Origin of the sequence: Brevundimonas sp. VNH65 (assembly GCF_049445955.1) — a bacterium.
Lineage (GTDB): Bacteria > Pseudomonadota > Alphaproteobacteria > Caulobacterales > Caulobacteraceae > Brevundimonas.
In genome coordinates this window covers 26,660-49,233 of the sequence record NZ_JBMSDX010000016.1, presented here as the reverse complement: position 1 = coordinate 49,233, position 22,574 = coordinate 26,660, and the positions used below count along the sequence as shown (strand labels likewise).

Annotated in this window: 22 protein-coding genes; 9 read left to right on the top strand and 13 right to left on the bottom strand. The window is 66.2% G+C overall.

What is annotated here, in order from left to right; all coding sequences use genetic code 11:
- From ACO2Q1_RS16890 to ACO2Q1_RS16875, 4 genes are all read right to left on the bottom strand, one after another.
- The coding region (locus tag ACO2Q1_RS16890; RefSeq protein ID WP_423330633.1) for a biotin/lipoyl-binding protein at positions 1–341 on the bottom strand (341 nt) is incomplete at its 3' end.
- On the bottom strand, positions 338–772 hold the full coding sequence (locus ACO2Q1_RS16885; protein ID WP_423330632.1) for a MarR family transcriptional regulator: 435 nt from the start codon (positions 770–772) through the stop codon (positions 338–340). The genes ACO2Q1_RS16885 and ACO2Q1_RS16890, both read right to left, overlap by 4 nt.
- A 592-nt stretch (positions 773–1,364) precedes the next feature.
- Complete coding sequence (locus ACO2Q1_RS16880; RefSeq protein WP_423330631.1) at positions 1,365–2,894, bottom strand: carboxylesterase/lipase family protein; 1,530 nt, start codon at positions 2,892–2,894, stop codon at positions 1,365–1,367.
- A 4-nt stretch (positions 2,895–2,898) separates the two neighbouring features.
- Positions 2,899–4,080 (bottom strand): spinster family MFS transporter, encoded by a 1,182-nt coding sequence (locus ACO2Q1_RS16875; protein ID WP_423330630.1) that lies wholly within the window; start codon positions 4,078–4,080, stop codon positions 2,899–2,901.
- On the opposite strand from ACO2Q1_RS16875, the gene ACO2Q1_RS16870 reads away from it, so the two are divergent.
- The 4 genes from ACO2Q1_RS16870 to ACO2Q1_RS16855 all read left to right on the top strand — a co-directional run bounded on the left by ACO2Q1_RS16870 (position 4,079) and on the right by ACO2Q1_RS16855 (position 9,525).
- On the top strand, positions 4,079–4,264 hold the full coding sequence (locus tag ACO2Q1_RS16870) for a hypothetical protein (protein WP_423330629.1): 186 nt from the start codon (positions 4,079–4,081) through the stop codon (positions 4,262–4,264). The genes ACO2Q1_RS16875 and ACO2Q1_RS16870 overlap by 2 nt on opposite strands.
- 113 nt (positions 4,265–4,377) lie before the next feature.
- Positions 4,378–6,615, top strand: coding sequence for a TonB-dependent receptor (locus ACO2Q1_RS16865; protein WP_423330628.1), 2,238 nt, complete (start codon positions 4,378–4,380; stop codon positions 6,613–6,615).
- A gap of 34 nt (positions 6,616–6,649) precedes the next feature.
- A complete protein-coding gene (locus ACO2Q1_RS16860; RefSeq protein WP_423330627.1) occupies positions 6,650–7,891 on the top strand; it encodes a hypothetical protein in 1,242 nt (413 codons plus the stop codon).
- Positions 7,892–7,905: 14 nt separating this feature from the next.
- The gene (locus tag ACO2Q1_RS16855; protein WP_423330626.1) at positions 7,906–9,525 is read left to right on the top strand and encodes a long-chain fatty acid--CoA ligase; all 1,620 of its coding nucleotides are present in this window, start codon (positions 7,906–7,908) and stop codon (positions 9,523–9,525) included.
- On the opposite strand, the gene ACO2Q1_RS16850 is transcribed toward ACO2Q1_RS16855, so the two are convergent.
- From ACO2Q1_RS16850 to ACO2Q1_RS16830, 5 genes are read right to left on the bottom strand one after another with little or no spacing between them, the layout of a single operon-like run.
- Positions 9,520–10,065 carry a DUF1254 domain-containing protein gene (locus ACO2Q1_RS16850; protein WP_423330625.1) on the bottom strand — a complete coding sequence of 182 codons (546 nt, stop codon included), beginning with the start codon at positions 10,063–10,065 and terminating at the stop codon, positions 9,520–9,522. The genes ACO2Q1_RS16855 and ACO2Q1_RS16850 overlap by 6 nt on opposite strands.
- Positions 10,062–10,667, bottom strand: coding sequence for a DUF1214 domain-containing protein (locus ACO2Q1_RS16845; protein ID WP_305485525.1), 606 nt, complete (start codon positions 10,665–10,667; stop codon positions 10,062–10,064). Before ACO2Q1_RS16845 ends, ACO2Q1_RS16850 begins: the two co-directional genes overlap by 4 nt.
- Before the next feature lie 10 nt (positions 10,668–10,677).
- Positions 10,678–11,463 carry an enoyl-CoA hydratase/isomerase family protein gene (locus tag ACO2Q1_RS16840; RefSeq protein ID WP_423330624.1) on the bottom strand — a complete coding sequence of 262 codons (786 nt, stop codon included), beginning with the start codon at positions 11,461–11,463 and terminating at the stop codon, positions 10,678–10,680.
- 3 nt (positions 11,464–11,466) lie between these two features.
- The gene (locus ACO2Q1_RS16835; RefSeq protein ID WP_423330623.1) at positions 11,467–13,260 is read right to left on the bottom strand and encodes an acyl-CoA dehydrogenase; all 1,794 of its coding nucleotides are present in this window, start codon (positions 13,258–13,260) and stop codon (positions 11,467–11,469) included.
- A 33-nt stretch (positions 13,261–13,293) separates the two neighbouring features.
- A complete protein-coding gene (locus ACO2Q1_RS16830) occupies positions 13,294–14,163 on the bottom strand; it encodes a TauD/TfdA dioxygenase family protein (RefSeq protein WP_423330622.1) in 870 nt (289 codons plus the stop codon).
- A 244-nt stretch (positions 14,164–14,407) separates the two neighbouring features.
- Between ACO2Q1_RS16830 and ACO2Q1_RS16825 the strand changes: the two genes are divergently transcribed.
- Together ACO2Q1_RS16825 and ACO2Q1_RS16820 are read left to right on the top strand one after the other, a co-directional pair.
- Positions 14,408–15,307: a TauD/TfdA family dioxygenase gene (locus ACO2Q1_RS16825; protein ID WP_423330621.1), complete on the top strand. Its 900-nt coding sequence runs from the start codon at positions 14,408–14,410 to the stop codon at positions 15,305–15,307.
- Positions 15,307–16,191 carry an alpha/beta hydrolase fold domain-containing protein gene (locus ACO2Q1_RS16820; protein WP_423330620.1) on the top strand — a complete coding sequence of 295 codons (885 nt, stop codon included), beginning with the start codon at positions 15,307–15,309 and terminating at the stop codon, positions 16,189–16,191. Before ACO2Q1_RS16825 ends, ACO2Q1_RS16820 begins: the two co-directional genes overlap by 1 nt.
- Here the strand turns inward: ACO2Q1_RS16820 and ACO2Q1_RS16815 are convergent.
- The 3 genes from ACO2Q1_RS16815 to ACO2Q1_RS16805 all read right to left on the bottom strand — a co-directional run bounded on the left by ACO2Q1_RS16815 (position 16,188) and on the right by ACO2Q1_RS16805 (position 18,696).
- The gene (locus ACO2Q1_RS16815; RefSeq protein WP_423330619.1) at positions 16,188–16,907 is read right to left on the bottom strand and encodes a GntR family transcriptional regulator; all 720 of its coding nucleotides are present in this window, start codon (positions 16,905–16,907) and stop codon (positions 16,188–16,190) included. The two genes, ACO2Q1_RS16820 and ACO2Q1_RS16815, sit on opposite strands and share 4 nt — an antisense overlap.
- Entirely contained in the window at positions 16,907–17,392 is a 486-nt protein-coding gene (locus tag ACO2Q1_RS16810; RefSeq protein WP_423330618.1) for a GntR family transcriptional regulator, read from the bottom strand. The genes ACO2Q1_RS16815 and ACO2Q1_RS16810 overlap by 1 nt, the downstream gene beginning before the upstream one ends.
- An 80-nt stretch (positions 17,393–17,472) precedes the next feature.
- Positions 17,473–18,696: a serine hydrolase domain-containing protein gene (locus tag ACO2Q1_RS16805; RefSeq protein WP_423330617.1), complete on the bottom strand. Its 1,224-nt coding sequence runs from the start codon at positions 18,694–18,696 to the stop codon at positions 17,473–17,475.
- A gap of 126 nt (positions 18,697–18,822) precedes the next feature.
- On the opposite strand from ACO2Q1_RS16805, the gene ACO2Q1_RS16800 reads away from it, so the two are divergent.
- Positions 18,823–20,646, top strand: a complete 1,824-nt coding sequence (locus tag ACO2Q1_RS16800; protein ID WP_423330616.1) for a class I adenylate-forming enzyme family protein — start codon at positions 18,823–18,825, stop codon at positions 20,644–20,646.
- Between the two features lie 167 nt (positions 20,647–20,813).
- Here ACO2Q1_RS16800 and ACO2Q1_RS16795 read toward each other — a convergent pair whose 3' ends face one another.
- Entirely contained in the window at positions 20,814–21,587 is a 774-nt protein-coding gene (locus tag ACO2Q1_RS16795; RefSeq protein ID WP_423330615.1) for a helix-turn-helix domain-containing protein, read from the bottom strand.
- Positions 21,588–21,644: 57 nt separating this feature from the next.
- Here ACO2Q1_RS16795 and ACO2Q1_RS16790 point away from each other — a divergent pair, with 57 nt between their 5' ends.
- Entirely contained in the window at positions 21,645–22,031 is a 387-nt protein-coding gene (locus ACO2Q1_RS16790) for a VOC family protein (protein WP_423330614.1), read from the top strand.
- Positions 22,032–22,061: 30 nt separating this feature from the next.
- Positions 22,062–22,544 carry an MmcQ/YjbR family DNA-binding protein gene (locus ACO2Q1_RS16785; protein WP_423330613.1) on the top strand — a complete coding sequence of 161 codons (483 nt, stop codon included), beginning with the start codon at positions 22,062–22,064 and terminating at the stop codon, positions 22,542–22,544.
- The last annotated feature ends 30 nt before the right edge of the window (positions 22,545–22,574 follow it).

Below are 22,574 nucleotides of genomic sequence, written 5' to 3'. Positions count from 1 at the left end.
CTCTGCTGGGCCTCGATCCGCGCGATCTCCGCGTCGATCCGTTCGAGGGCCAGTCGGGAGTCCGCGGGATCAATTCGCGCCAGGAGTTGCCCGGCGCGGACCCGTTGACCCGCGCGGACCTGAAGATCAACCACCCGTCCCGAGACCTCGCTGCTGACGGCGACGACGTGGGCGCCAATGCGCGCGTCGTTGGTCGACACACTTCCCGCCCGCAGGTGAATCCAGCCGAAAACGAGTGCGACGACGGCCACGACGACGCCGACGAGGATGATCAGCCTGCGCCGTCCTGGTTTGGACTTTTCCTTCGGGGCGGAGGGGGGAGGCGAGGGAGCGTCGCTCATTTGTCGTCTAGTCTTTCGTTGATGTGCGCAATGACCCGGGTGGCGGTGGTCAGGTCGTCCCTGGACAATCCCCCGGTGATCTCGCGCCGGACCTGTTCGGCGATCTCCAGAATCGCATCCAGAACGGGCCCGGCGGCCTCTGTCAGGTAGACAGCGTTGACCCGGCGGTCTCCTTCGATCGCCTCTCGGCGAACAAGTCCGCGCCGTTCGAGGTCGTCCAGCTGACGGACGAGCGTGGGAGGCTCGATGCCGATGCGCGCCGCCAGATCTTTTTGGCTCAATATCTTGTCCGCTTTTCTGAGTTCAAGCAGCACATGCCAACGGGCCTGGGTCAGGTCGAGGTGCCTGAGGCGTTCATCCAGACGCAGACGCCATTTGCGGCTTGCCAAGGCGATCGCGCGGCCGAGCGGGATGTTGGTGGTGGTGGTCATTCCCGCCATATAGGTTGCAAATAAATAGCAGGCAAATCATATTCTGCACATGCATTTTGGGTTCGTTGCGAACGATGTCCTGGTCGCCGAAGACCTTGCATTCGTGCAATGGTTCGGTCTTTCCGCAGGCCGCGCCCGGGTCCTTTCCATGCTCTGGCGAGCCCAAGGCGAGATCGTGAGCGCCGGCTCATTCGGTCTCAGTCGCCGTAGCGCTTATGTCTACGTTTCAAATTTGCGGACGGCGTTGAATCCCGGTGCGATTTATACCCGATCGAAGGCCGGATACGCCTTGACGCAGTCCGGCCTGGACGAATGCGAGGCCGCGCTTCTGGCGATGTCTTGCTGGTGGGCTTCAGAGGCTGCCGCGTCGAGAAACATCGCAGCCTGAGCGGCCAAACGCTGCCAATCCACGCAAGCTGGCATCCGCCAAACTTGGCTGTCGGCGCCCGATGGCGCGGGCCGTGACCATGACCGCAAAGCGGCCGGCGTCATCTTGCCGACAGCCCTTTCGCGCAAGACGCAGGCGGCGATCACGAGGATGGCTGGCGGTCCCGCCGGCCCCCATCGCCCGGCATCCCGTCGGCCGACTCCTTCACTCCAGGCCGAGCCGTGACAAGACGGCTCCGATAGCGTCGAGCGGACGCCGGTCGCGTCGCTCGATTTCCGACGGCGTCGGCGCGAAGGCGAACCAGTTGTCTCGCCGGCGGTCATAGGGCTGCCAACCGGCGCACAAAGGAGCATCTGACGGTCTGCCCGTCCGGGCAAGGCTCGCGAAACATGCGTTGACTCCCTCGGCATAGGCCTGATCGGCCGGGGAGACAGACGGTAGTCCCGCCGCCTCCCGCGACGTGTCGAAGACATAGGGGATCTCGGCTGCATGGGCGACGCCGGTGACCTCGCCCCGTCGGCCCTCTGCGACATAGTCGAACCAGTAGAGCCACACCGGCGCTCTACGACTGTGGGCGATGGCCACGGCCCGAGCGGGATAGGCGAAGACCACATCGCCATAGAGCCTGCGGGCATAGAGGGCGTCGTCCCCGTTGATCGACGGGCCATAGGCGTCGAGCAGGGCCGGGAGCCGGCCTCCGAACTGGTTGATGACCGCCTCGGGCTGCATCCCGTAGGCCTGCATCAGACTGGCCTCGTTGCTGTTGACGCCAATGATCAGGGGAACGCCGGCCGACCGCCCGCTCCGGATGGCGGCGAGCGGCGCTTCGGGCAGGGCCGCGCCCCCCACGGCCGGACCGAAGCCCGGAACGGCGGGGCGGACACCATCCTGCGTGAACCGTTCGGCGGGCAGGGCGCGCAGGGCTTCGGCGGTCGCCGCGTCGCCGCTCAAGCCGACCGCCTCTACCGTGGCGCGACCCTCGCGGGTCACGACGGCGACATCTCGCGGCAGGCGCAGGCCGCCACCGGACTGGACAGCCGCCTTGGCGAACAGTCCACGCGCGTCAGGCGAGGCGAGCAGGTTCAGGACCGCGGCTCCGCCCGCGCTCTCACCGAAGATCGTGACATCGGCGGAATCGCCGCCGAACGCCCCGATGTTCTGCCGGACCCAGCGAAGCGCGGCGATCTGGTCCAGCAGGCCATAGTTCACGAGGTCGCCGCCGCCCTCAGCAAGGGCCGGGTGGGCGAAGAAGCCCAGGTGGCCAACGCGATAGTTGATCGTCACGAGAATTACGCCCCGGCGCGCGAAGGGCGTGCCGTCGTAGTAGACGTCCGATCCGGATCCGAAGCTGTTCGCTCCGCCGTGAATCCATACCATGACCGGCGCGCCGTCGGCGTCGGCGGGTTTCCAGATGTTCAGGCTGAGGCAGTCCTCGCTCTGCGGGCGCGCCCGCAGAGCGGGGGAGGAGACACCCACCCGCTGAGTGCAGATCGGCCCGAAGGCCGAGGCGTCCCGGTCGCCCGGCCAGGACGGGGCGGGCTGAGGGGCTCTCCAGCGATTGGCGCCGCCGGCGTCGGCGGCATAGGGCAGGCCCCGAAAGACCTCGACCTCTCCGGTGCGCTCGCCGACGACGACGCCTTGCGCGACTTCGGCTCTGGGACGCTCCTCCTGGGCTGCGGCGGGAATCGTGACGAGGCTCAGGGCCACGAAGGTCGACAGGATCAAGGCACGCATCGCATCAACCTCCCACATGATCGGCCGGCGCCCGACCATAATGACGGCCGGCCACCCAGTAGGCCCCCGCCGCCAGGACGTTGACCATGAAGATGCCGGCCATCGCCACGCCGAGCGCGCGAACCCCCAGCGAGGGCGCGAGCGCATCGCTCAGGATTCCGACCAGCAGGGGGCCGAGTCCCAGGCCGATAAGGTTCTGGACGAAGATCATCAACGCCGCAGCGCTGGCGCGCTCCGCAGGATCGGCGACGCTCTGGATCAGCGCATAGCTGGACGGCTGGTAGAGAGCGTTCAGGAAGACGGCCAGCGTAATGCCCCCAATGGCCCAGTCCAGATTTCCGGTCAGGAAGGCTCCGGCTCCGACGAAGGCCGCGACGAAGACCGTCACCGCCGGCCACCAGGCCAGCCACCGCCGATCGACCCGGGCCAGTCGATCCCCGATCAGACCGCCGCCGATGCTGCCGAGAACCCCGGCGATGGCCGCGAGGCCGCCCAGAACAAGGCCCGCCCTCGCCAAGCCCATCTCATGAAAGCGAATGAACCAGGCGATGCCCCAGGCGCCCACAGCATAGGTCACCATGAGATGCAGCGCCGATGCAACCACGCACCAGGTGAAGGGCTTGCTGGACAACAGCCGCCTGTAGGTCGCCCAGGCGCTGCCGGTCTTGACGGCAGCCCGACGGGGGGGTTCCGCCACGGTCAGCATGACCATCATCGCGACGATCATACCCGGCACGCCAAGCGCCACGAACGCCATCCGCCAGCCGTAGTGCTCGGAAACATATCCGCCTGCCACTGTCGCAAGCAGCGCCCCGGCCGAAATGCCAGTGACCAACACGGCGAACGCTGACGCCCGGCGCTTTTCCGAGACCCGATCCGCGATCATGGAGTGGGTCGTTGGGGCGTAGCCCGCCTCGCCCGCCGCGACCCCGGCCCGTGCCAAGGCGAGCCACCAAAATCCCGTGACGAGGCCGCAGAGCATAGTCATGCCGCTCCAGAAGGCCAGACAGACTGTGAGGATGTTGCGACGGTTGAAACGATCCGCGAGCCGGGCGATGGGCAAGCCGAGCGGTGGATAGACCAAGGCGAATGCCGTGCCGCCCAGCAGACCGATCAGGGTGTCCGAGAGCCCGAACTCACGCTTGATGGGCTCGGCAACGATCCCGATGATCTGGCGGTCGGCCATGTTCAAGGTCGAAACCAGAAACATCAGGAACAGGAACCAGACGATGGATACCGCTCTGGCTGGCGGCTCGCGGGTCTCGCTCATGGTCGCTGGCGCGCCAAAAGGCGGCGCGATCCGGATTTCGTCATCGGTGGACTCCCTCGCCCCGGACCATGCCCCGGTGTCTTTGCTGGCGACAAGATGACCTCAGATGTAGATTATTTACAAGTGTGATCCGTATGACCTTGACACTTGTCGATTATCGACAAAGCATCAGTCGCAGATGAAGCGCGGTTCGCGTGCTCTGGGGGGGAAGCTATGCGTCACCAAATGAAGGGCGTCTGCGCCGCTGCCCTGCTGTCCGCACTGCCGGGCTTGGCGGCCGCTCAGGACAGCCCCGCCGCCCAGACCCAGGACGCTTCCGTTATTGATGACGTCGTGGTGACCGCGCGGCGTCGCGAGGAAAGGTTGTCCGACGTCCCGGTGGCCGCCTCTGTCCTGACCGATCAGACCCTCTCGGATCGCGGCGGAGTATCGTCGGCCCTGGATCTGCTGTCAGGTCAGGCCGGTGTGCGCTTCTTCAATACCTCGTCGCCGGTGAACTCGGAGATCTCCATTCGCGCCTCGCCAACGGCGCGGGCGACGAGCGCCGACCCCAGCGTGGGGTTGTACCGAGATGGCGCCTACATCGGCGGCGGGGCCGTCGGCGGCCGCAGCTACAACCGGAATGATCTGTTCGATATCGGCCGGGTCGAGATCCTGCGAGGGACCCAGGGGGCGCTGTACGGCCGCAATGCCGTCGGGGGCGCCATCAACATCATCGCCCAGGAGCCCGTGTTCTCGAACACGGGCTTCGTCGACTTCAAATACGGGGTCGAGAACGAAAGTCCCCAAGTGCAGGCGGTCGCCAACCTGGTCGTCAATGAGAACATCGCCGTGCGTGTCGGCGCCGACTATATCGACCAGCAGGGCGGCTTTTTCTACAATCCGCAGAACGACGTCTATTTCGATAGGCAGAATACGCTCGGCGTTCGCGGCCAGATACGCTACCGCGATGACGGCACTGACGTCACCTTCCTGGCGGAACGTCTCGAAGGCGACATTCCGGCGATCACCTATCGCGTCGTGATCGCACCCCAGCCGGCCTTCCCCCGCGGCGTGACCCAACCGGAGTACGAGTATCCGTGGAGCCTGGCCCCCGCCGCCACGCTCGACTTCAGCGCCGCCACCCTGCGCTACCAGCGAGATTTCGGCTCCGCGATCCTGTCCAGCACGACGGCCTGGCGGGAGCGCAAGTCCTACTACCAGTTTGATGCCGACGGGACCAATCCGACGACCCTGGCCGCCGACCGGGCAGCCGGTCTGGTGCTGATACCGATCGACGCCGCCGCCAATTCCTTGGTCGGCGACACCAGCACCATTTTCAACCAGGATGTCCACCTTACCGGATTGGCCGCTCAGGACCGCCTGTCGTGGCTGATCGGCGCGGAGTATTATTCGCTGGAGAGTGAGAGCTACAACACCAACCTGCGGACGCCGACCTTGGCCAATCCATCGACCGGTCTGCGGTCGCCGGTGCTGCTGGAGTACAAATCGTGGGCCGTCTACGGATCGCTCGGCTACGACCTGTCAGAGGCGTTCAACCTCTCTGTCGAAGCGCGCTATACCTCGGATGAGAAATCGATCGAGGCGCGCCGCTTTGATGCAGGCACCGGACTGGCGGTGGGGGGATCGCAGTTCTCGTTCGACGCCGAGACATCGCCGGACAATGTCTCCTACAACATCATCGCCTCCTACGACCTGAACGAGGACCTGTTGGCCTATGCGAAGGTCGGATCCAGCTACCGCTCCGGTGGCTTCAACGCCAATCTGGGTGTCCCGCAACAGCCGGTTCCGGTCGTGGCCGCCTATGACGACGAGACGTCGGACGCCATCGAGATCGGGCTTAAGGGAAACCTCGGGCGTCATCTCAACTTCGGCCTCGCGGCCTATCGCAACCAGACCGAGAACCTGATTGTCCAGACGGATAACGGGTGCTTTATCGGCCTGCCGGTCTGTTCTCTGAACGCCGTGTCGTTTCTGACCAATGCGGGCGAGGCCGAGAGCACCGGGATTGAACTCGAAACCAATACCCGGTTCGACTTCGCGGGCGGCGTTCTGCGGCTTGGCGTCAACGTCTCGGCTCAGGACGGCGAGATCACCGCTGGGATCTACGACGGCCAGCCCCTGGCCCAGGTGCCCGACTGGATCTATGGCGCGGACCTGAACTGGGCTCGGCCTGTCTTCGGAAACAGCGAGCTACGGCTCAATGTGAACTACAATGGTCAGACGGGTGGTCTCCAGGAACTGGTGCGGCCCGGGTCCGTCACACCGAACTACGATCTGCCGGATATCGACATCCTCAATGCCCGACTGGCGCTTCAGGTCGGTGATATCGAGTATTCGGTGTTCGGGACCAATATAAGCGACAGCACCTTCACCATCTTCGCCTCGCCGACAACCCAGCGCCTGAACCAGCCCCGGAACTTCGGTTTCCAGGTTCGGTATCGCTGGTGACGGCCGGCGCCTTGCCTTCGACCGGCCGGGCGGGATGACCGACGCACGTTTGTCATCCCCAAGGGCTGGCTCGTTTGATCGCCGGGACCGCGCAGATTGGATTCTCGATCGCTACTGTCGACTTGGCGACAAGCGCGCCGGCAGTCCTGGCGATCAGGCGGCAGTTGCCTGGATCGCGGAGGAGCTTTCGGAGCTCGACTACCGGGTGACGGTGGAGGGGTTCACGGCGACCTGGTCAAGCGCGGGCGCAACGTACCTCGCATGGTCGGGTGGGGCAGTCCCTCTGATCTCCCACCCTGCCTCTCCCGCCGGAAGGCTGGTGGGTCCGATGACCCGCCGACTGGCTGAAGTGACGGATCCGGGGCCTGCTGGAACTGTCGCGGTGCTCGATTTACCTCATGCGCGGTGGTCTTCGGCCCGCGACGGCCGCATCCAGGACTGGGTCAGCTCTGCGGTGGATCGCGGGGCAAAGGCGGTCGTCCTGGTGACCCACGGGCCGAGTGGTCTGGCGGTCCCCCTGAACACCGGCCTGACCGGCGATGACTTCCCGGTGCCGGTCGCCATACTCTCGCCGCGCGATGCTATCGCCATACCAGTGGGCGACGGCGTCGAGGCGACATTCCGGGTCGAACGCAATGACGAGCCGCGCGAGGTCTTCAACGTCGTCGGCCGGATCGACCGCGGCGCCGGCCGCACCCTCGTCCTGTCGACCCCCCGGTCGGGCTGGTCGACCTGTGTCGGCGAGCGGGGGTCCGGATTGGCGTCTTGGCTATTGCTGGTGGAGGAGGCGGCGCGAAGCATCCCGGACGTCGACATCTTGGCGCTTTGCACGACGGCCCACGAGCGCGGATACGCAGGGATGCGCGAGCATCTTTCCCGTGAGCCCGCGCCGGTCGACCGAACAGCCCTGTGGGTCCACATCGGCGCCAATGCTGCGACCAAAGACTGGCGCGAGGTGCCGGGCGGGCTGATACCAATTCCCAGCGCGGATCCGCAGCGATTTCTGGCCGTGTCGCCATCCTTGTTGAATGCGGCCCGGGACAGCTTCGCCGGGGCGCCGGGATTGGAAGCTCCGCACGACGTCAACGACGGCGCAGGCGGAGAACTCGGCGATATCGCCACGGCGGGCTACCCGTCGGTGGTCGGCGTGTTCGGGGCGCATCGGTTTCACCATACCGCAACCGACGATCTTTCGTGCGTTTCGGCGGACCTCTGCATCGACCTGGCCGACCGAATGCTGCACCTGATCCGATCCACGCTTTCCCGCGCGGTCTAGCCAAGGAGGCGTCCATGCTTGCGGGCCAGATGCAGCAGACGCCGCTGTTGATCAGCGACATCCTGACTCATGCGGCGCGGGGCCATTCCGACCGGGAAATCGTCTCGCGACTGGTCGACGAGCCGGTCTGGCGATACGATTGCGGGGGTCTGGCGACGCGTGCGGCCCGTGCGGCGAACGCCTTGACGGCCATGGGCGTTGCGACCGGTGACAGAGTCAGCTCTCTGGCCTGGAATACTCACCGCCATCTAGAGCTATTCTTCGCCGTGCCCGGGATGGGGGCGGTCCTGCACACGGCCAATCCGCGGTTGCCGGAGGACCAACTCGTCTTCACGATCACACATGCGGGCAGTCGGGTGCTGTTCTATGACCGCTCGTTTGCGGCGATGGTCGACCGCTTGCGTGAACGGCTGCCGACGGTCGAGCTGTTCGTCATGCTGGCGGTCGCGGAACGACCCCTGCGGGGGCATGTCCAGGCCGAAAGCTATGAGACCCTGCTCGCGGACATGAATCCGGACTTCAGTTGGCCTCGCTTCGACGAGAATGCGGGGGCGTTCCTTTGCTACACTTCGGGCACGACGGGCGATCCCAAGGGCGTTCTCTACAGTCACCGCTCCGTGGTGCTGCACGCCCTCGCCGCCGGCCTGGACGGAGCGCTCGGCCTCACCGCCTTCGACTGCATCATGCCTTGCCAGTCGCTGTACCATGCAACCGCTTGGGGCCTGCCGTTCGCGGCCCTGATCAACGGCTGCAAGATCGTCCTGCCCTGCGACCGCTTTGACGGGACCAGCCTGCAGACGCTGATCGGGGGCGAAGGCGTGACCTTTTCGGGCGGGGTGCCGACCATATGGACGATGTATCTGGCTCATCTGAAGGCCACGAGCGGCACTACGGGGTCGCTGAAGCGGCTGGTGATCGGCGGGTCGGCCGTGCCGCGCGTCATGGCCGAGACCTTCGAGCGGACCTATGGCGTTACGGTACGGCAGATCTGGGGCATGACCGAGACCAGCCCGCTGGGCGCGATCTCGACGCCGACGCCGCGTCTGGCGGATCGGGGTCAGGACGTCTGCGACGAGGTCATCTGGACGCGCCAGGGCCGCGCGCCGTTCGGCATCCAGATACGGATCATCGACGAGGCCGGCGACCCGTGTCCGCACGACGGAGAAACCTCGGGGACACTTGAGGTCCGCGGACCGTGGGTCCTGGAACGCTACTATCGGGCGGACGCCAGCGCCGTCGATGCCGACGGCTGGTTCGACACCGGCGACATAGCCACGATCGACGCCGACGGCTTCATGCGGATCACCGATCGGACCAAGGATGTCATCAAGTCTGGCGGCGAGTGGATAAGTTCCATCGACATAGAGAACGCCGCAGCCGGTTGCCCGGGCGTACGGATCGCCGCCGTGGTGGGCGTGTTTCACCCCAAGTGGGAGGAAAGGCCGGTCCTTGTGGTCGAAGCAGTTCCCGAGGCGTCGGTCACCGAACAGGCTGTACGCGAGCATCTGGCGCCTCTGATTGCGGGATGGTGGATGCCGGACCTGATCGTGTTCGACACCGTACCGCTGACGGCGACCGGGAAGATCGACAAGAAGGTCCTGCGCGGCCTCTATGGCGACTGCCTCAGGTCATAGGCCCCGATCGGCCAGAGTTCCGCATACGTCGGAGGCGCGCGCGGCGGCCGCGAGCGCGAATCGCTCCGGTGTCGGCGCCAGTCGGCGTTGCAGAACGATGCCCTTCTCGCTTGGAGATTCGACGACCAGGTCAGCCCCGGACGGACGGGCTGTGCCCCGCTCGTAGATCATCATATCGACCCCGCCGGGTGCGGCCCGATCATTCACGACGAAAATATTGTCGCTGTTGGCGCTGTAGACCGAGACCGACATGTATCCGTCCCACGCCGCCGCGGTGACCCGGATGGGACCATCGGCCAGGTCGTAGACGCAACTGGAGTTCGCCAGGTCCGGCGATGGCCTGACGATCCGGCGGGACGCGCCCGTTGCGCGTTGTCCATGCCGCCACTGGTTCACCGCCGCCCCGTCCTGGCTGATACGGTCCATCGCCGTGCTCATGGCCCAATAGGGATAGGCCGTCACGACGCCCAGATGGCCGACGGCCAGGGCGATCAGGATCGAGGCCGGGAGGGCCAGCCCTCTGAACGACAACGGCTTCACCGTTCATCTCCTTCACAAGACAGGCGGGTGAGGGTGGGGAAAGGGATCGTCGTCTCGTCGGCCAGCGCATCCGGGGTCGGGTTGTATAGCCTCAACGACAGATCGAAGCTGTCGGCGGCGCGGCTGGAAATCCAGTTCTGCGCACCGTCGCGGGTCGTGGAAATCCGGGCTCGCCAGCGACCGGAGGCATCGCGCAACGTTCGGGTCGCATCGATGCTGAACGCGCCGTCATCATTCGGAGGGAGGAAGTCGTCCGCACCATACAGGGTCACCGACCACCATCGGGCCGGCAGGTCAGTGCCGGATATTTCGTAGGCGCAGTCGGCTCGAAAGGCTCGCCCCTCGCTGTCGCGATAACGGGTGAAATAGATCGTCTCGGACCGGTTCAGCGCGAGCAGGCCGATGCGCGCGATGATGGCCCGGGTCCAGGGATCGGCCCGCGTCGAGCCGACGCCGCGATTGCCCAGCCAGTGGTCGTGGCTCGACTGACCGATCTGCTCGCCCTTAAGGACGACCAGCAGGCCGGATGCGGCGCCGGTCGCCAAGGCGGCGATTATCGCCACAAGCGGCACGATCCACCGCGAGCGTTTACTGGTCGTCATCCCGATCTCCTCAGTCGCCAAGAAAGGTCGCCGGTCGCTTATGGACGAAGGCCTCAACGCCCTCGCGCAGATCGTCGGTCGTCAGGGTCAGCAGGAACTGGTCCCTGTCCATGAACGCCGTGGCCCCGTGAAGGGCGTTGGCGCAGGCATTGACCGCCTGCTTGCTCATTCGAACGGGCAGGGGGGGCAGGGAAGCGATCCGGGACGCCCAGGCATGGGCGGCGCCCAGGGCCTGGCCATCCGCAACGACGTCATCAGCAAGCCCCCAGGCGAGGCAGGTCTGGGCGGTCGTTGGGACGCCCTCGATGATGAAGCGCTTGGCGCGGGCGGGTCCGATCAGGGCCGTGACGCGGGGCACCGCGCCCCAGCTCATGTTCATGCCCAGCGCCACTTCTGGCAATCGCATCATCGCGCTCGATCCCATGACCCGAAAGTCGCAGGCGAGCGCAAGGGCGCAGGCGCCGCCGACGCAATAGGCCTCGATTGCGACGATCGTCACGGTCTCGATCTCTTCCCAGGCGCGGCACAGGTCCGGTCCCGCCAGCGCGCGCGCCCGGCGTTCTGACAGCGTGCCGCCGTCGGGCTCGCCCTTCAGGTCGACGCCTGCCGAGAAGAAGGTCTCGGTCCCGGTGAGGATGACAGCGCGAACGTCCGCGCGCCGCCGCAGATCCTGGGCCGTTCGGGTCAGGGCCTCGATCAGGGGCGGGTTCAGGGCATTGCAGGCGTCGGATCGGTTCAGTCGCACGACAACGAGGCCGTCGGCCTCCTCGATCAGCAGGGCGGGGGGGCCGATCACGGCTCAGAACCAGGCGTCGCGCATGGTCAGCGGCGTGTCGTCGAGGCTGTCCAGCAGGTCGAAGCCCACGTCGATGCGGGGCATCTCCCAGCGGAAGAAGTATCGCGCCGCCTGCCGCTTTCCGTCCTCGAAATCGCCGATCGCATCACCGACCGCCAGGCGCTGTTCCAGCCAGATCCACCCCACGACGAGGTGTCCGACCGCCTCCAGATAGGTCCACGCGTTGGCGAGGGTGCGTTCCGGATCGCCCAGCGCGTGCAGTCGCACCGTGGTGGCTTCCATTCTGGCGATGCCGTTTTCAACCTGCCTTGCGAAGACCGTTGGTTCGCCCCCGACCTCGGTGGCATGGGCGCACGTCTCGCGCATGACGTCCGTCAACAGCCTCAGCCCCGCGCCCCCCTGCATCACCGCCTTGCGGCCCAGCAGATCGATGGCTTGGATGCCATGAGTGCCCTCGTGAATGGGGTTCAGCCGGTTGTCGCGATAGAACTGCTCGACCGGATAGTCGCGGGTGTAGCCGTAGCCGCCCATCACCTGAATCGCCAGGCTGTTGGCCTCCAGGCACCACTGCGCCGGCCAGGACTTGGCGATGGGCGTCAGCATGTCCAGCAGCAGGTGGGCCCGGGCGCGATCGGCCGAATCCTCGGCCGTCCGTTCGTCGTCCAGCAGCCGACCGCAGTACAGGTTCAGCGCCAACGAGCCCTCGACATAGGACTTCTGGGCCAGCAGCATCCGCCGGATATCGGCGTGTTCGATCAGTGCAACCTGCGGTGAGGTCGGGTCCTTGTTGACGGGGCTGCGTCCCTGGGGCCGCGTGCGGGCATAGGCCAGTGCATGCAGATAGCCGGTGTAGGCCAAGGCGGTGGACCCCAGCCCGACGCCGACCCGCGCCTCGTTCATCATGTGGAACATGCAGGCCAGGCCGCGGTGGCGCTCGCCGACCAGCCAGCCGATCGCGCCGGGCTGATCGTCCGGCCTATGAGCACCCTCGCCGAAGTTCAGGATCGTGCTGGTGACGCCGCGATAGCCCATCTTGTGGATCAGTCCCGCCAGGGCGACGTCATTGCGCCCGCCGCACGAGCCGTCGTCTCCGACGAGGCGTTTGGGCACCACGAACAGTGAGATTCCCTTCACTCCAGGAGGCGCGTCCGGTGTCCGGGCCAGGACCAGATGGATGATGTTCTCGCTGAGATCGTGCTCGCCGCCCGAGATGTAGCATTTCGAGCCGAACAGCCGCCACGACCCGTCGGGCTGCGGCTCCGCGCGGGCTTTCACGTCCGACAGTGACGACCCTGCCTGCGGCTCGGTCAGGCACATGGTGCCGAAGAACCGGCCGGTCATCATGGGGCGAACATAGCGATCGATCTGCTCAGTCGAGCCATGCGCGATCAGCAGGTTGGCGGCTGCGATGGTCAGGAAGGGGTAGGCGGCGGTGCCGACATTCGCGGCCTGGAACCAGGCCAACCCGGCCTGGACGATTGTCTGGGGCAGCTGCATGCCGCCCAGGTCGAAATCGGCACCCGCCGCAATCAGCCCGGCCTCGGAAAACAGATCGGTGGCCGCCTTGACCTCAGGAATGATGCGGGCTCGGCCACTCTCGAAGACCGGCTCGTTCTCGTCACTCAGGCGGTTGTGAGGGGCGAAGTGATCGGTCGCCAGCGTCTCGCAAAGCGCCATCGCCGCCGTGAAGGTCTCGCGCGAATGCTCAGCGTAGCGCGCCCGGTCCGTCAGGGCATCGATCTTCAGCCAGTCGTAGAGCAAGAACTCGAGATCGCGACGGGACAGCAGAAGTGACATTCAGAAGGTCTTTCAGAGAGGATGGGGCGGGGTTCAGACCGGGCGGTCGCCCTTGACGGTCACGCGGTGGCCGAACCGGCGGGCGGGCCAGTAGTCCCAGACGGCATGATGCTGGGTGCAGCGATTGTCCCAGAAGGCCACGGCGTCAGGCGTCCAGCGGAACCGGCACTGAAAGGCGGGATGCTGGAGGTGCTGGAACAGATACTTCAGCAGGGCATCGCTCTCGTCTGGAGCCAGACCTACGATACGGGTCGTGAAGCCCGAATTGACGAAAAGGGCGGTTCTGCCTGTGACGGGGTGGACCCGCGCGATGGGGTGGGTCGACGACGGATACTTCGGCCGGTCCGCGACACCCTGGCCCGCGTACAGGCCGCGGTAGACATGCTCGCCGTCATGGACTGCGCTGAGCCCGCTCAGGCGGGCCTTCATCCCGTCTGACAGGGCGTCCCAGGCCGCGTACATACTGGCGAACAGGGTATCGCCTCCCACCGGCGGAGAGGTCCGGATGTGCAGGATGCTGCCCATCGGTGGTTCAGCGTTGCAAGAGACGTCGGTGTGCCAGGCCTCGCCGTTAGCGCGGCTGGAATGCTCGTCCGCCGCCACGATCATTAGTTCGGGGTAGCCGGCCGCGCTGGGGGCCGCCGGATGGATGTCCAGCGCGCCGAACCGTCGGCCAAAACTCAGGTGCTGCTCAGGCGTCATCGGCTGGTCGCGGAAGAACAGGACAAGGTTCTCGGCGAAGGCACGCTCGACCTCGGCGAAGACCGCCTCGGACAGGTCGGTGGTCAGATCGACACCCTCGATCTCGGCCCCGATCGCAGGCGTCAGCGCGCGGACCCGAATATGGCGGTAGGCGAGGCGAGGGCGGTCGGCGACGAACGGCGCGGTGGCGGGTTTGGTCATGGAGCCCTCCTTTCGGCCTTCCATCACTATGGCAGCATGTAGATTATTGACAATAGCGCGAGCGAGGCGTTGTTGGCCTTTCGAACAATCGGATCACGCCATGCGGACCCAACCTGTCGTCGGCCCCCCGGTCTGGACCGCCTCCCAGCTTCAAGCCGATCCCTCCTGGACGTACACGCTCGACGCCCCCCAGAGAGCGGAATGTCTGGCGGCGCTGGAACATACTCGTGTCCGGGGCCTGGCGTTGGACCGGATCGACCCGGACGAGTTTCCTCTTCCTACCCTCGGCCCCGTGCTGGATGGTGTCATCGAGCAGATCGAGGGCGGACGCGGCGTGACCCTGTTGCGCGGAATACCGATCGAAGGGCTGTCGTTGCCGGACATCGAAAGCCTGTTCTGGGGCCTGGCCTCGCACATGGGCTATCCGGAGCCGCAGGACGCCTCGGGTCAGAGGCTGCATCACGTTCGTGCGGCGCATGTCTTCATCGACGAGACGAGCGCCCGCGCCGCCTTCCAGGGCGGAACACTTCGCGGGTATCAGACCAACGTCGAGCTGGATTTCCATGGGGACGGCTCTGACGCCTTGTTCATTCTTTGCGTTCAGAATGCCATGTCGGGAGGGCTCAGCCGCGTCGTCAGCGTGGGCCAGGCGTTCAACACCCTGCTGGCCAGTGAACCCGAGCTGGCAATGGTCCTGCAGCAGGATTTTCATTTCGACGCCCGCGGGGAGCTGGGACCGGATCGACCCTTCCAGACCGCGCCCATCTTGACCGACCATGCCGGGCGGCTGAACATTCTGTACAAGCGGGGTTATATCGAACTGGCGCAGCAGATGGATGGGGTTGTGCCGCTCACACCGGTGCAAAGGCGCGCGCTTGATGCGCTCGACGCCGCCCTCAACGATCCGGACCATGTCCACACCTTCCGCATGCAGCCCGGAGACATACAGATCGCCAGCAATCATGCCGTGCTGCACGCGCGCACGACATTCGAGGAATGGCCGGAACCGGAGCGCAAGCGCCACATGCTGCGCATCTGGTCGACCCTGCGCCGAAACCGCCGTCCGCTGCCGCCGGCCTATCGCACCACCCGCGAGTTCGCCGCGAGCCACGTCCGTCGTTTGGCTCTGGGTGATCCCGGCTGATGCCCAGTCCAGTCATGGAGGCGGCGGCGGAGTTGCTGCGTCATCGCAGGGCGAGGGCCGAGGCGCTTCAGCTGACCCTGCTCCAGCGTCGCGCCGCCTTCGAGGCCAACGCCGAGCTTTCGCTCGCCGCGACCGATGTCGAGGCCGAGCCGACGGTGCTTTCCGGTGTGGCCTGCGACCGCCTCAACGGGACGGCCAAGGAAGGAACGCTTCTCTATCTTCACGGCGGGGGCTACTGCGTCGGCTCGCCACGAACGCACCGCGAGCTCGCCGGGCGACTGGCGCGTTCGGCGAACCGCGTCGGGGTCTTGCCGGACTATCGCCTGGCCCCGGAACATCCCTTTCCGGCAGGGCTGGAGGATGCCTTGGCGGTGTATCGGTCGCTGTGCGAGACCGAAGGCGAGCCCCCGGCGCTTGCCGGAGACTCCGCCGGCGGCGGCCTGGCGCTCGCGCTGCTGCTGCGCCTCCGGGACGAAGGCCGGCCCCTGCCGCCGCGGGTGGCTGTGCTCTCGCCCTGGACGGACCTGACCCTGGGCGGGGCGTCGATGCAAGACCGGGCGGGGCGCGATCCCTATATGAGCAAAGCGGCGCTCGCCGCCTTCGCAGAGGCCTATGCGACGGTCGGGGACCGTGAGCGGCCGCTGGTATCGCCCCTTCATGCCGACCTGACCGGTCTGCCGCCGATGTGGATCGAGGTCGGTAGCGAGGAGGTCCTGTTCGACGACGCCGCCCGCCTTCATGACAAAGCGCTGGCGGAGGGCGTCCGGTCGACCTTGTTCGTGGGCGAGGGCCTGTTCCACGTTTGGCAGGCCGTCCCGGAGGCTCCCGAAGCCTTGGCCGCGAGCGACCGGATCGGGGCGTTCCTTGCCGGGTCGTCGACCTAAGGCGTTGTGACGACGCCGGTTTCGGATCGCAGCAGTTCGCTGAGCGAGTTCAGGACGATCGCGCGGCCCTCACGTTCGGCCTCATCCGGGCGGCGTTCGATGATGGCGTCGGCGATGCGCAGCCAGGCGTGTGAGGACTGTTGCTGCCGCGCCTTGCCCATCATCGCCGCCCAGTGCAGCGCGATCTCCAGCTCGAGCTCGAGCCCGAGGCGGCTCAGGTACGGCGAATCCGCCACCAGATTGATCACTGTCGATAAACGCCGGCGAACGCGAATGTAGTCCGATACCGGCGCATCCCGGTCCACGGCCAGTGCGACGAGCGCGGCGGCGCCGTCGCGGATGGCGTCCAGGTGTCGCGGATTGCGCCGTTGGCGTTCCGCCGCAGTCCTCATCGTCAAGGCGGTTATCTCCGCGCGAATACGAAAAATGGACATCAACTCCATCGGCGACTGCGTGCGAACCACCGCGCCGCTGCGACCACCGAGGTCGATCAGACCTTCCCGGTCCAGCATCTTCAGCGCGTCACGGACCGGCCCCCGGCTGACCGCGAAATGTTCGGCGAGCGGGGTCTCGCGCACCGGGTCGCCGGGCTTGATGTGGCCGAACTGGATCTGGTCGCGGATCCAGGCTGCGATCTGATCGGCGACCGACGCCGTCCGCGCCACGCCGACCACCAGATCCTCAGTCCCATCGAGATAGCCACGAACAGGATCCATTACCGGGACACCGACACAATGGCCCGATGCAGCGCCAGTCGCTTCAGCAGGATCGTCAGCTTCAGGTCACCTGCGAGCGCGCCCAGGCGGTCAAGTTGCTCCGTCTCCGCAGTAAACCGCGCGCGCGCGTCCAGGTCCGGATCCGATGTCGACAATCGATCTCCGGCCAGCTCTTCGAGCAGGGGCAGAAGGCGGCTCCAGACCGCATCGATCTCCTGGGGCGGAGCGTCCTCCGCGCTGACGACGACCGCGCCCCGATGTCGGAACATCCGGACGGCGCCCGCCTTCTCAAGATGATGCAGGGCTTCACGGGCGCGGGCGTGCGTGCATCCCGCGACCGAGGCGATCTCCCGCTCCGTCAACCTCGCTCCTGGAGCGTTCGACCCCTCAAGTATCCGATCGACAAACAGGTCCGAAACACTGTCGCCGGTGAGGCTTTCGTCCTTGTGCGTCTGACGGCCGGAAGAAGGCGGGGTGGGAGGCAAAGGCGCTGGACTCCATCATAGGCACGGAATCGGCATCACGATCCGGGCTCCATTCTACATCAGAAATTCAGACCGCGTCCTCATGCCCCCCCCGCCCCCTGATAAATCAAGGGCCTGAGCGTGTCGCGGAGCGGGACGGATCCCGATGGCAGCCTCTGGGTCATGACAACCACCGACAGGCCGATGTCGGGCGCGGCCCAGAAGGTGGTGCTCGCCGCGCCGCCCCAGCTGTACTCACCGCGAGACCCGGGGCCGGCGACGTCTGTCAGGGTTGAGACCCCGCCGAGCGCCTGGGCGAGGCCGGCGCCTGAACCGCCCAGCCCGACGGCCGCAAACCGGGTCAGGCCCGCCGCCACCTTGTCCTGCGGGCCGTACGCGGACGTCATCAAGGTGACCGACTCGGGCGTCATCACCGTCACGCCGCCGAGCGCCCCGCCACAGGCCAGCATGTCGGCGAAGCGGCCATAGTCCCCCAGGCTGGAGACAAGGCCGGCACTTCCGGATTCGGTCTGCGGGGCACGCAGCGAGGCGGATGTTGCTCCCCGTTCGACCACGATGGCCGCCCCGTTCCGCACCGTCCAGAGATCCGTCATCCGGGCGGCGCTGTCCGCCGGCGCGGAGAATCCCGTGTCACGCATGCCCAAAGGGTCGAATAACCGGGCCCTCAAATAGGAGCCGAGGCTCTGACCCGAAACGCGTTGAATCACCAACCCCGCGATATCCAGGGAGTAGCCATAGAGCCAGCCGTCACCGGGATGGAAGCGCAGGGGGACGGCGGCGATCTTTTCAGCGAAACCCTCCAGACCGCCGATGGCGGGATTGAACATCCATGTGCCGGCGTCGAGGCCGGCTTCGCGATAGGCCCGGGACGCCGCGTCGCCGTTCCAGCTGTTGCTGATGCCCGACGAATGGGTCAACAGGTGAGCCACGGTCATTGGTCGGGCCGGCTCGGTGTTTCCGGCCTCATCCACGGCGACGGTCAGGCGAGTGAAGGCCGGAATGATATCCCCAACCGGCGTCTCAAGGCTCAGCCTGCCCTCTTCGCACAGCAGGACAACCGCCGCGGCCACCACCGGCTTGGTCATGGAGTAGATTCGGAACAGGCTATCCGCGGCGACCGGCCCCGCCCCGCCATGAAATGCTTCCAGAAGGGTTTCGCCGTGCCTGGCGACGCGGATCGAGGCGAAGGGCAGGGAGCCGTCGTCGACGAAGGCTTTCAGCGCCTGGCTGGCCTGCTCCCACCCATCCCGGACTTGTGCTGATCCGGTTCCGGGCCACAATGTTAAGCCCAGGCCGGCGGCCAAGGCGGTTCGTCGATTGAGCATTGTCATGGTGGCGTCCAGCGTAAATCGTGTCACGGGTCTCGACCTTTGGCAGTAATGTCGATTATTGACATGATTTCGCGACCGGGTCGATCTCTGGAGAATCGCATGCCCAACCCTGTCCTGTCTGCAACGCCCGGATCATGGCCGGCGATGAGTCTGGCCGAAGCCAATGCCCGCGTTACCGCGCCGGGCATGCCTTGCGAAATGATCGAGGTCTTGGTCGAGGGGCGGCCGACGCGGGTCTGGAAGCACGCCCCGCCGTCCCTCGGCGCGGTTCTGACCCAGTCCCGGCTGTATGGCGACCGCATCGCCCTGGTTCACGAGGACGAAAGCGTCAGCTTCGAGGCACACTGGCGTGCCGCCATGGCGTTCGCCGCCGCCTTGCGAGCCGCGGGGGTGGTCAAGGGCGACCGGGTCGCCATCATCATGCGCAACCTGCCGGAATGGTCGGTCGCCTTCTACGCCGCGGCGTCGCTCGGCGCCGTGGTGGCGCCGCTGAACGCCTGGTGGACCGGTCCCGAACTGGTCTTCGCCATCCGCGACAGCGGCGCCAAGGTGATCGTGTTCGACGGCGAGCGGTATGCGCGTTCCGGGGCCGACCTTATGGCCTGTCCCGGCGTCGAGCGAGCGTTCGTCGCGCGACCGGTGGCCCCCCTGGCCGATACCGGCGCCGTCGATCTGGCCGCGATCATCGGCTCGCCGGAGACCTGGGGCGACCTGCCGGAGCATGGCGAATCCCTGGCCGAGGTCGATCCGGAGGACGACGCGACCCTGTTCTACACCTCGGGGACGACCGGACGGCCGAAGGGTGTGCTGGCTAGCCAGCGGGCGGTCAACAGCAACATCATCACAGCGCTCAGCACCATCCAGCGTGGCTATTTCCGCCGCGGCGAAACGCCGCCGCCGACAGGCTTGGCGGCGCCGCAGTACTCGGGACTGATCTCGGTGCCCTTCTTCCACGTCACGGGCTGCCTCGCGATCCTCAACCTGGCCATGTATGGGGGTTCCAAGCTGGCGATGATGCGCAAATGGGACCCGGTCAGGGCCTTCGAACTGATCGAACGCGAACGTCTCGCCTCGGCCGGCGGCGTGCCCACCATCGCCTGGCAGCTGATCGAACACCCTGCGCGGCGCGACTATGACCTGTCGTCGCTCGTCTCGCTAGGGTGGGGCGGCGCGCCGTCCGCGCCGGAGCTGGTGCGGCGTATCCGCGAGGTGTTCCCCCAGACTCGCGCCAGCCAGGGCTGGGGCATGACGGAGACCTCGGCGACCTTCACCAGCAATGCCGACGAGGATTTCGAGGCGCGGCCGACAAGTTGCGGACCCGCCTCGCCGGTGGGTCGGATCCGGATCATCGATCCGGCCGACGGCGTGACCGAGAAGGCGATCGGTGAGGTCGGCGAACTCTGGGTCTCGGGCCCGATGTGCGCGCGCCGCTACTGGAACAATCCCGAGGCGACGGCCCAGACCTTCATCGACGGCTGGGTGCGGACGGGCGATCTGGCGCGGCTCGACGAGGAGGGTTTCTGCTACATCGTCGATCGCCTGAAGGACATGCTGATCCGGGGGGGAGAGAACATATTCTGCATCGAGGTGGAGAACGTCCTCTACGAACATCCGGCTGTAATGGACGCCGCGGTGTTCGGCGTGCCCCACCTCACCCTCGGGGAGGAGCCCGCCGCCGCCGTCACCCTGAAGCCGGGGGCCCACACTTCGGAGAACGATCTGCTGGCGTTCGCCGCGAACCGTCTGGCGGCCTATAAACGTCCGGTTCGGGTCCTGGTTGCGGGGGCTCCCCTGCCTCGAAATCCGAACGGCAAGATCCTGAAGGACCAGTTGCGCGCGATGTTGGTCACGGATCGACCGGGTCCGGTTGGTCCGGTCTCAGGGCTGGATTTCCTGGCCGAGCGCGACGACGAGAGTGGTTGAGAGCAGAAGCTGTTGAACCTGGGTCTGGAGACGCGATTTACTGATCGCCGATTACCGCCGGGAACTCGAGCGTTGACGCACTCACGCAGACTTCAAGATGCGACAATTGTCATTCCTGGACAATGCCATCTCACTGCGGCGGCAGCCAGGTCGGAACGTCAGAGGCTTCAAGCTTGGACTTTGAAGTAGCGTGCGGGTGTCGTACCAAATGACTGCCTGAACGCGGCGATATACGCGCTCGCGGACGCGAAGCCCGCGTCCGCCGCGGCGGTCTTGACCTGCGCGCCCGACGCGATGAGCTCCAGCCCCTTGAGCAGCCTCGCTTGCTGTTGCCAGCGCCCGGGCGTGAGGCCGGTCTCTGCGCGGAAGCGACGCTCGAGCGTCCGGGCGCCGATACCGACGATCCTGGCGACCGACGCCAGGTTGCCTGTGCCCGGCGCGGCGCAGGTGATCAACCGGGCCGCCCGCACCGTGACCTCGCTGGTCGGCTGTGGCAGCGTAAAGGGCGGCGGCCCCGCCAGTCCAAGTTCGGCGACCAGAAGTCTCGACATCGCCGCCTCCGTTTCATTGCGCTCATCCAGCATGCCCAGCTCCACAGTTCGCAGGATGAGCGCCCGAAGCAGCGGTGACACGGCGAGCGAACAGCTATTTTCGGGCAGTTCAGGGCGCTGATCCGGTCGGAGATAGATCGTTCGCAGGCTGCTCCGGCTGATGAAGCGGATTGCATGCCTGCTATCGACCGGCACCCAGACCGCCCAGTCGGGCGGCGCGATCCACGACCCCCTTTCGGTGTCCACCGCCATCACGCCGGAAGCGATATAGACGAGTTGATTCCATCCGTGACGGTGGTGGGCGATCACGGCGCCGCTCGCCTGCTCCGATGCGAACGAACGAACGAGCAGGAAAGGCTCGTCGGCGGCAGAGCGACGTTTTCGCGACATCGTTTGATCGTGTAGCGGGATTGCGGCGGCTCGGCCATCGCTGATAGCGTTCGCGCCATGCCAAGCAACCTCGCCTCCTTCGCCATCCACGTCGACGACGTTGATCGGGCCCGCGCCTTCTACGAGGCCGTGTTTGGTTGGGCGTTCGAGCCTTGGGGGCCGCCCGGCTTCTACCTGATCCATACCGGAGACGAGGCGTCACCGGGCATCCAGGGACTGATGCACGTCCGGCGAAGTCCTCGCGGCGAAGGCGGCCTGAACGGGATCGAGGCGACCTTCGCCGTCGACGACGTCGATGCGGTCGCGCTCGCAGTTGAAGCGAACGGGGGAAAGATCATCTTCCCCAGGTCGGTGATCCCGACCGTCGGCGCACTGATCCGCTTCCTCGATACAGAGGGCAACGATATGGGCGCCATGCAGTATGATACGCAGCCGCATACCTGATTGCGCGATCCGGGTTCGGGGCTTGAGTGCATGAACGCCGCAGGTCAGGTCGCCCTCGCCAAGCCGTTGCTGGACGCGATGCCGGGCGCCGCGGCCGAACCGGCGCGGCTCCACTGCGTGACCACTTACAAGCTGATGGGCAAGATGTTCGCGATCCTCTCGGCGCGCGGCGATGCCGCCGTCAGCCTGAAGTGCGATCCCCACCGGGCCGACCTGTTGCGCGAGCAATATTCAGGCATCGGGCATCGCTATCATCTCGACCGGCGCCATTGGATCAGCGTGGCGCTGGACCGGGACGTGCCTCGTGGCGAACTGGAACGCCTGATCGACCACTCCCACGCCCTGGTGATGGCAAAGCTGACGCGCTCCAGCGTGGGCCGGCATTGTATCCCGCCGGGCCGGGCCGCAGCAGAACCGATTCAACGAGAGCTTCAACGACGGCAGGCTCCGGGAGAAGACACGGGTGAGCGAAACATTCTGCTGGTTTCCGCCGCCCGCTCGCGTGATGCCTGAGACTCGGCGGCGCGACTGAAGCCAACTCCA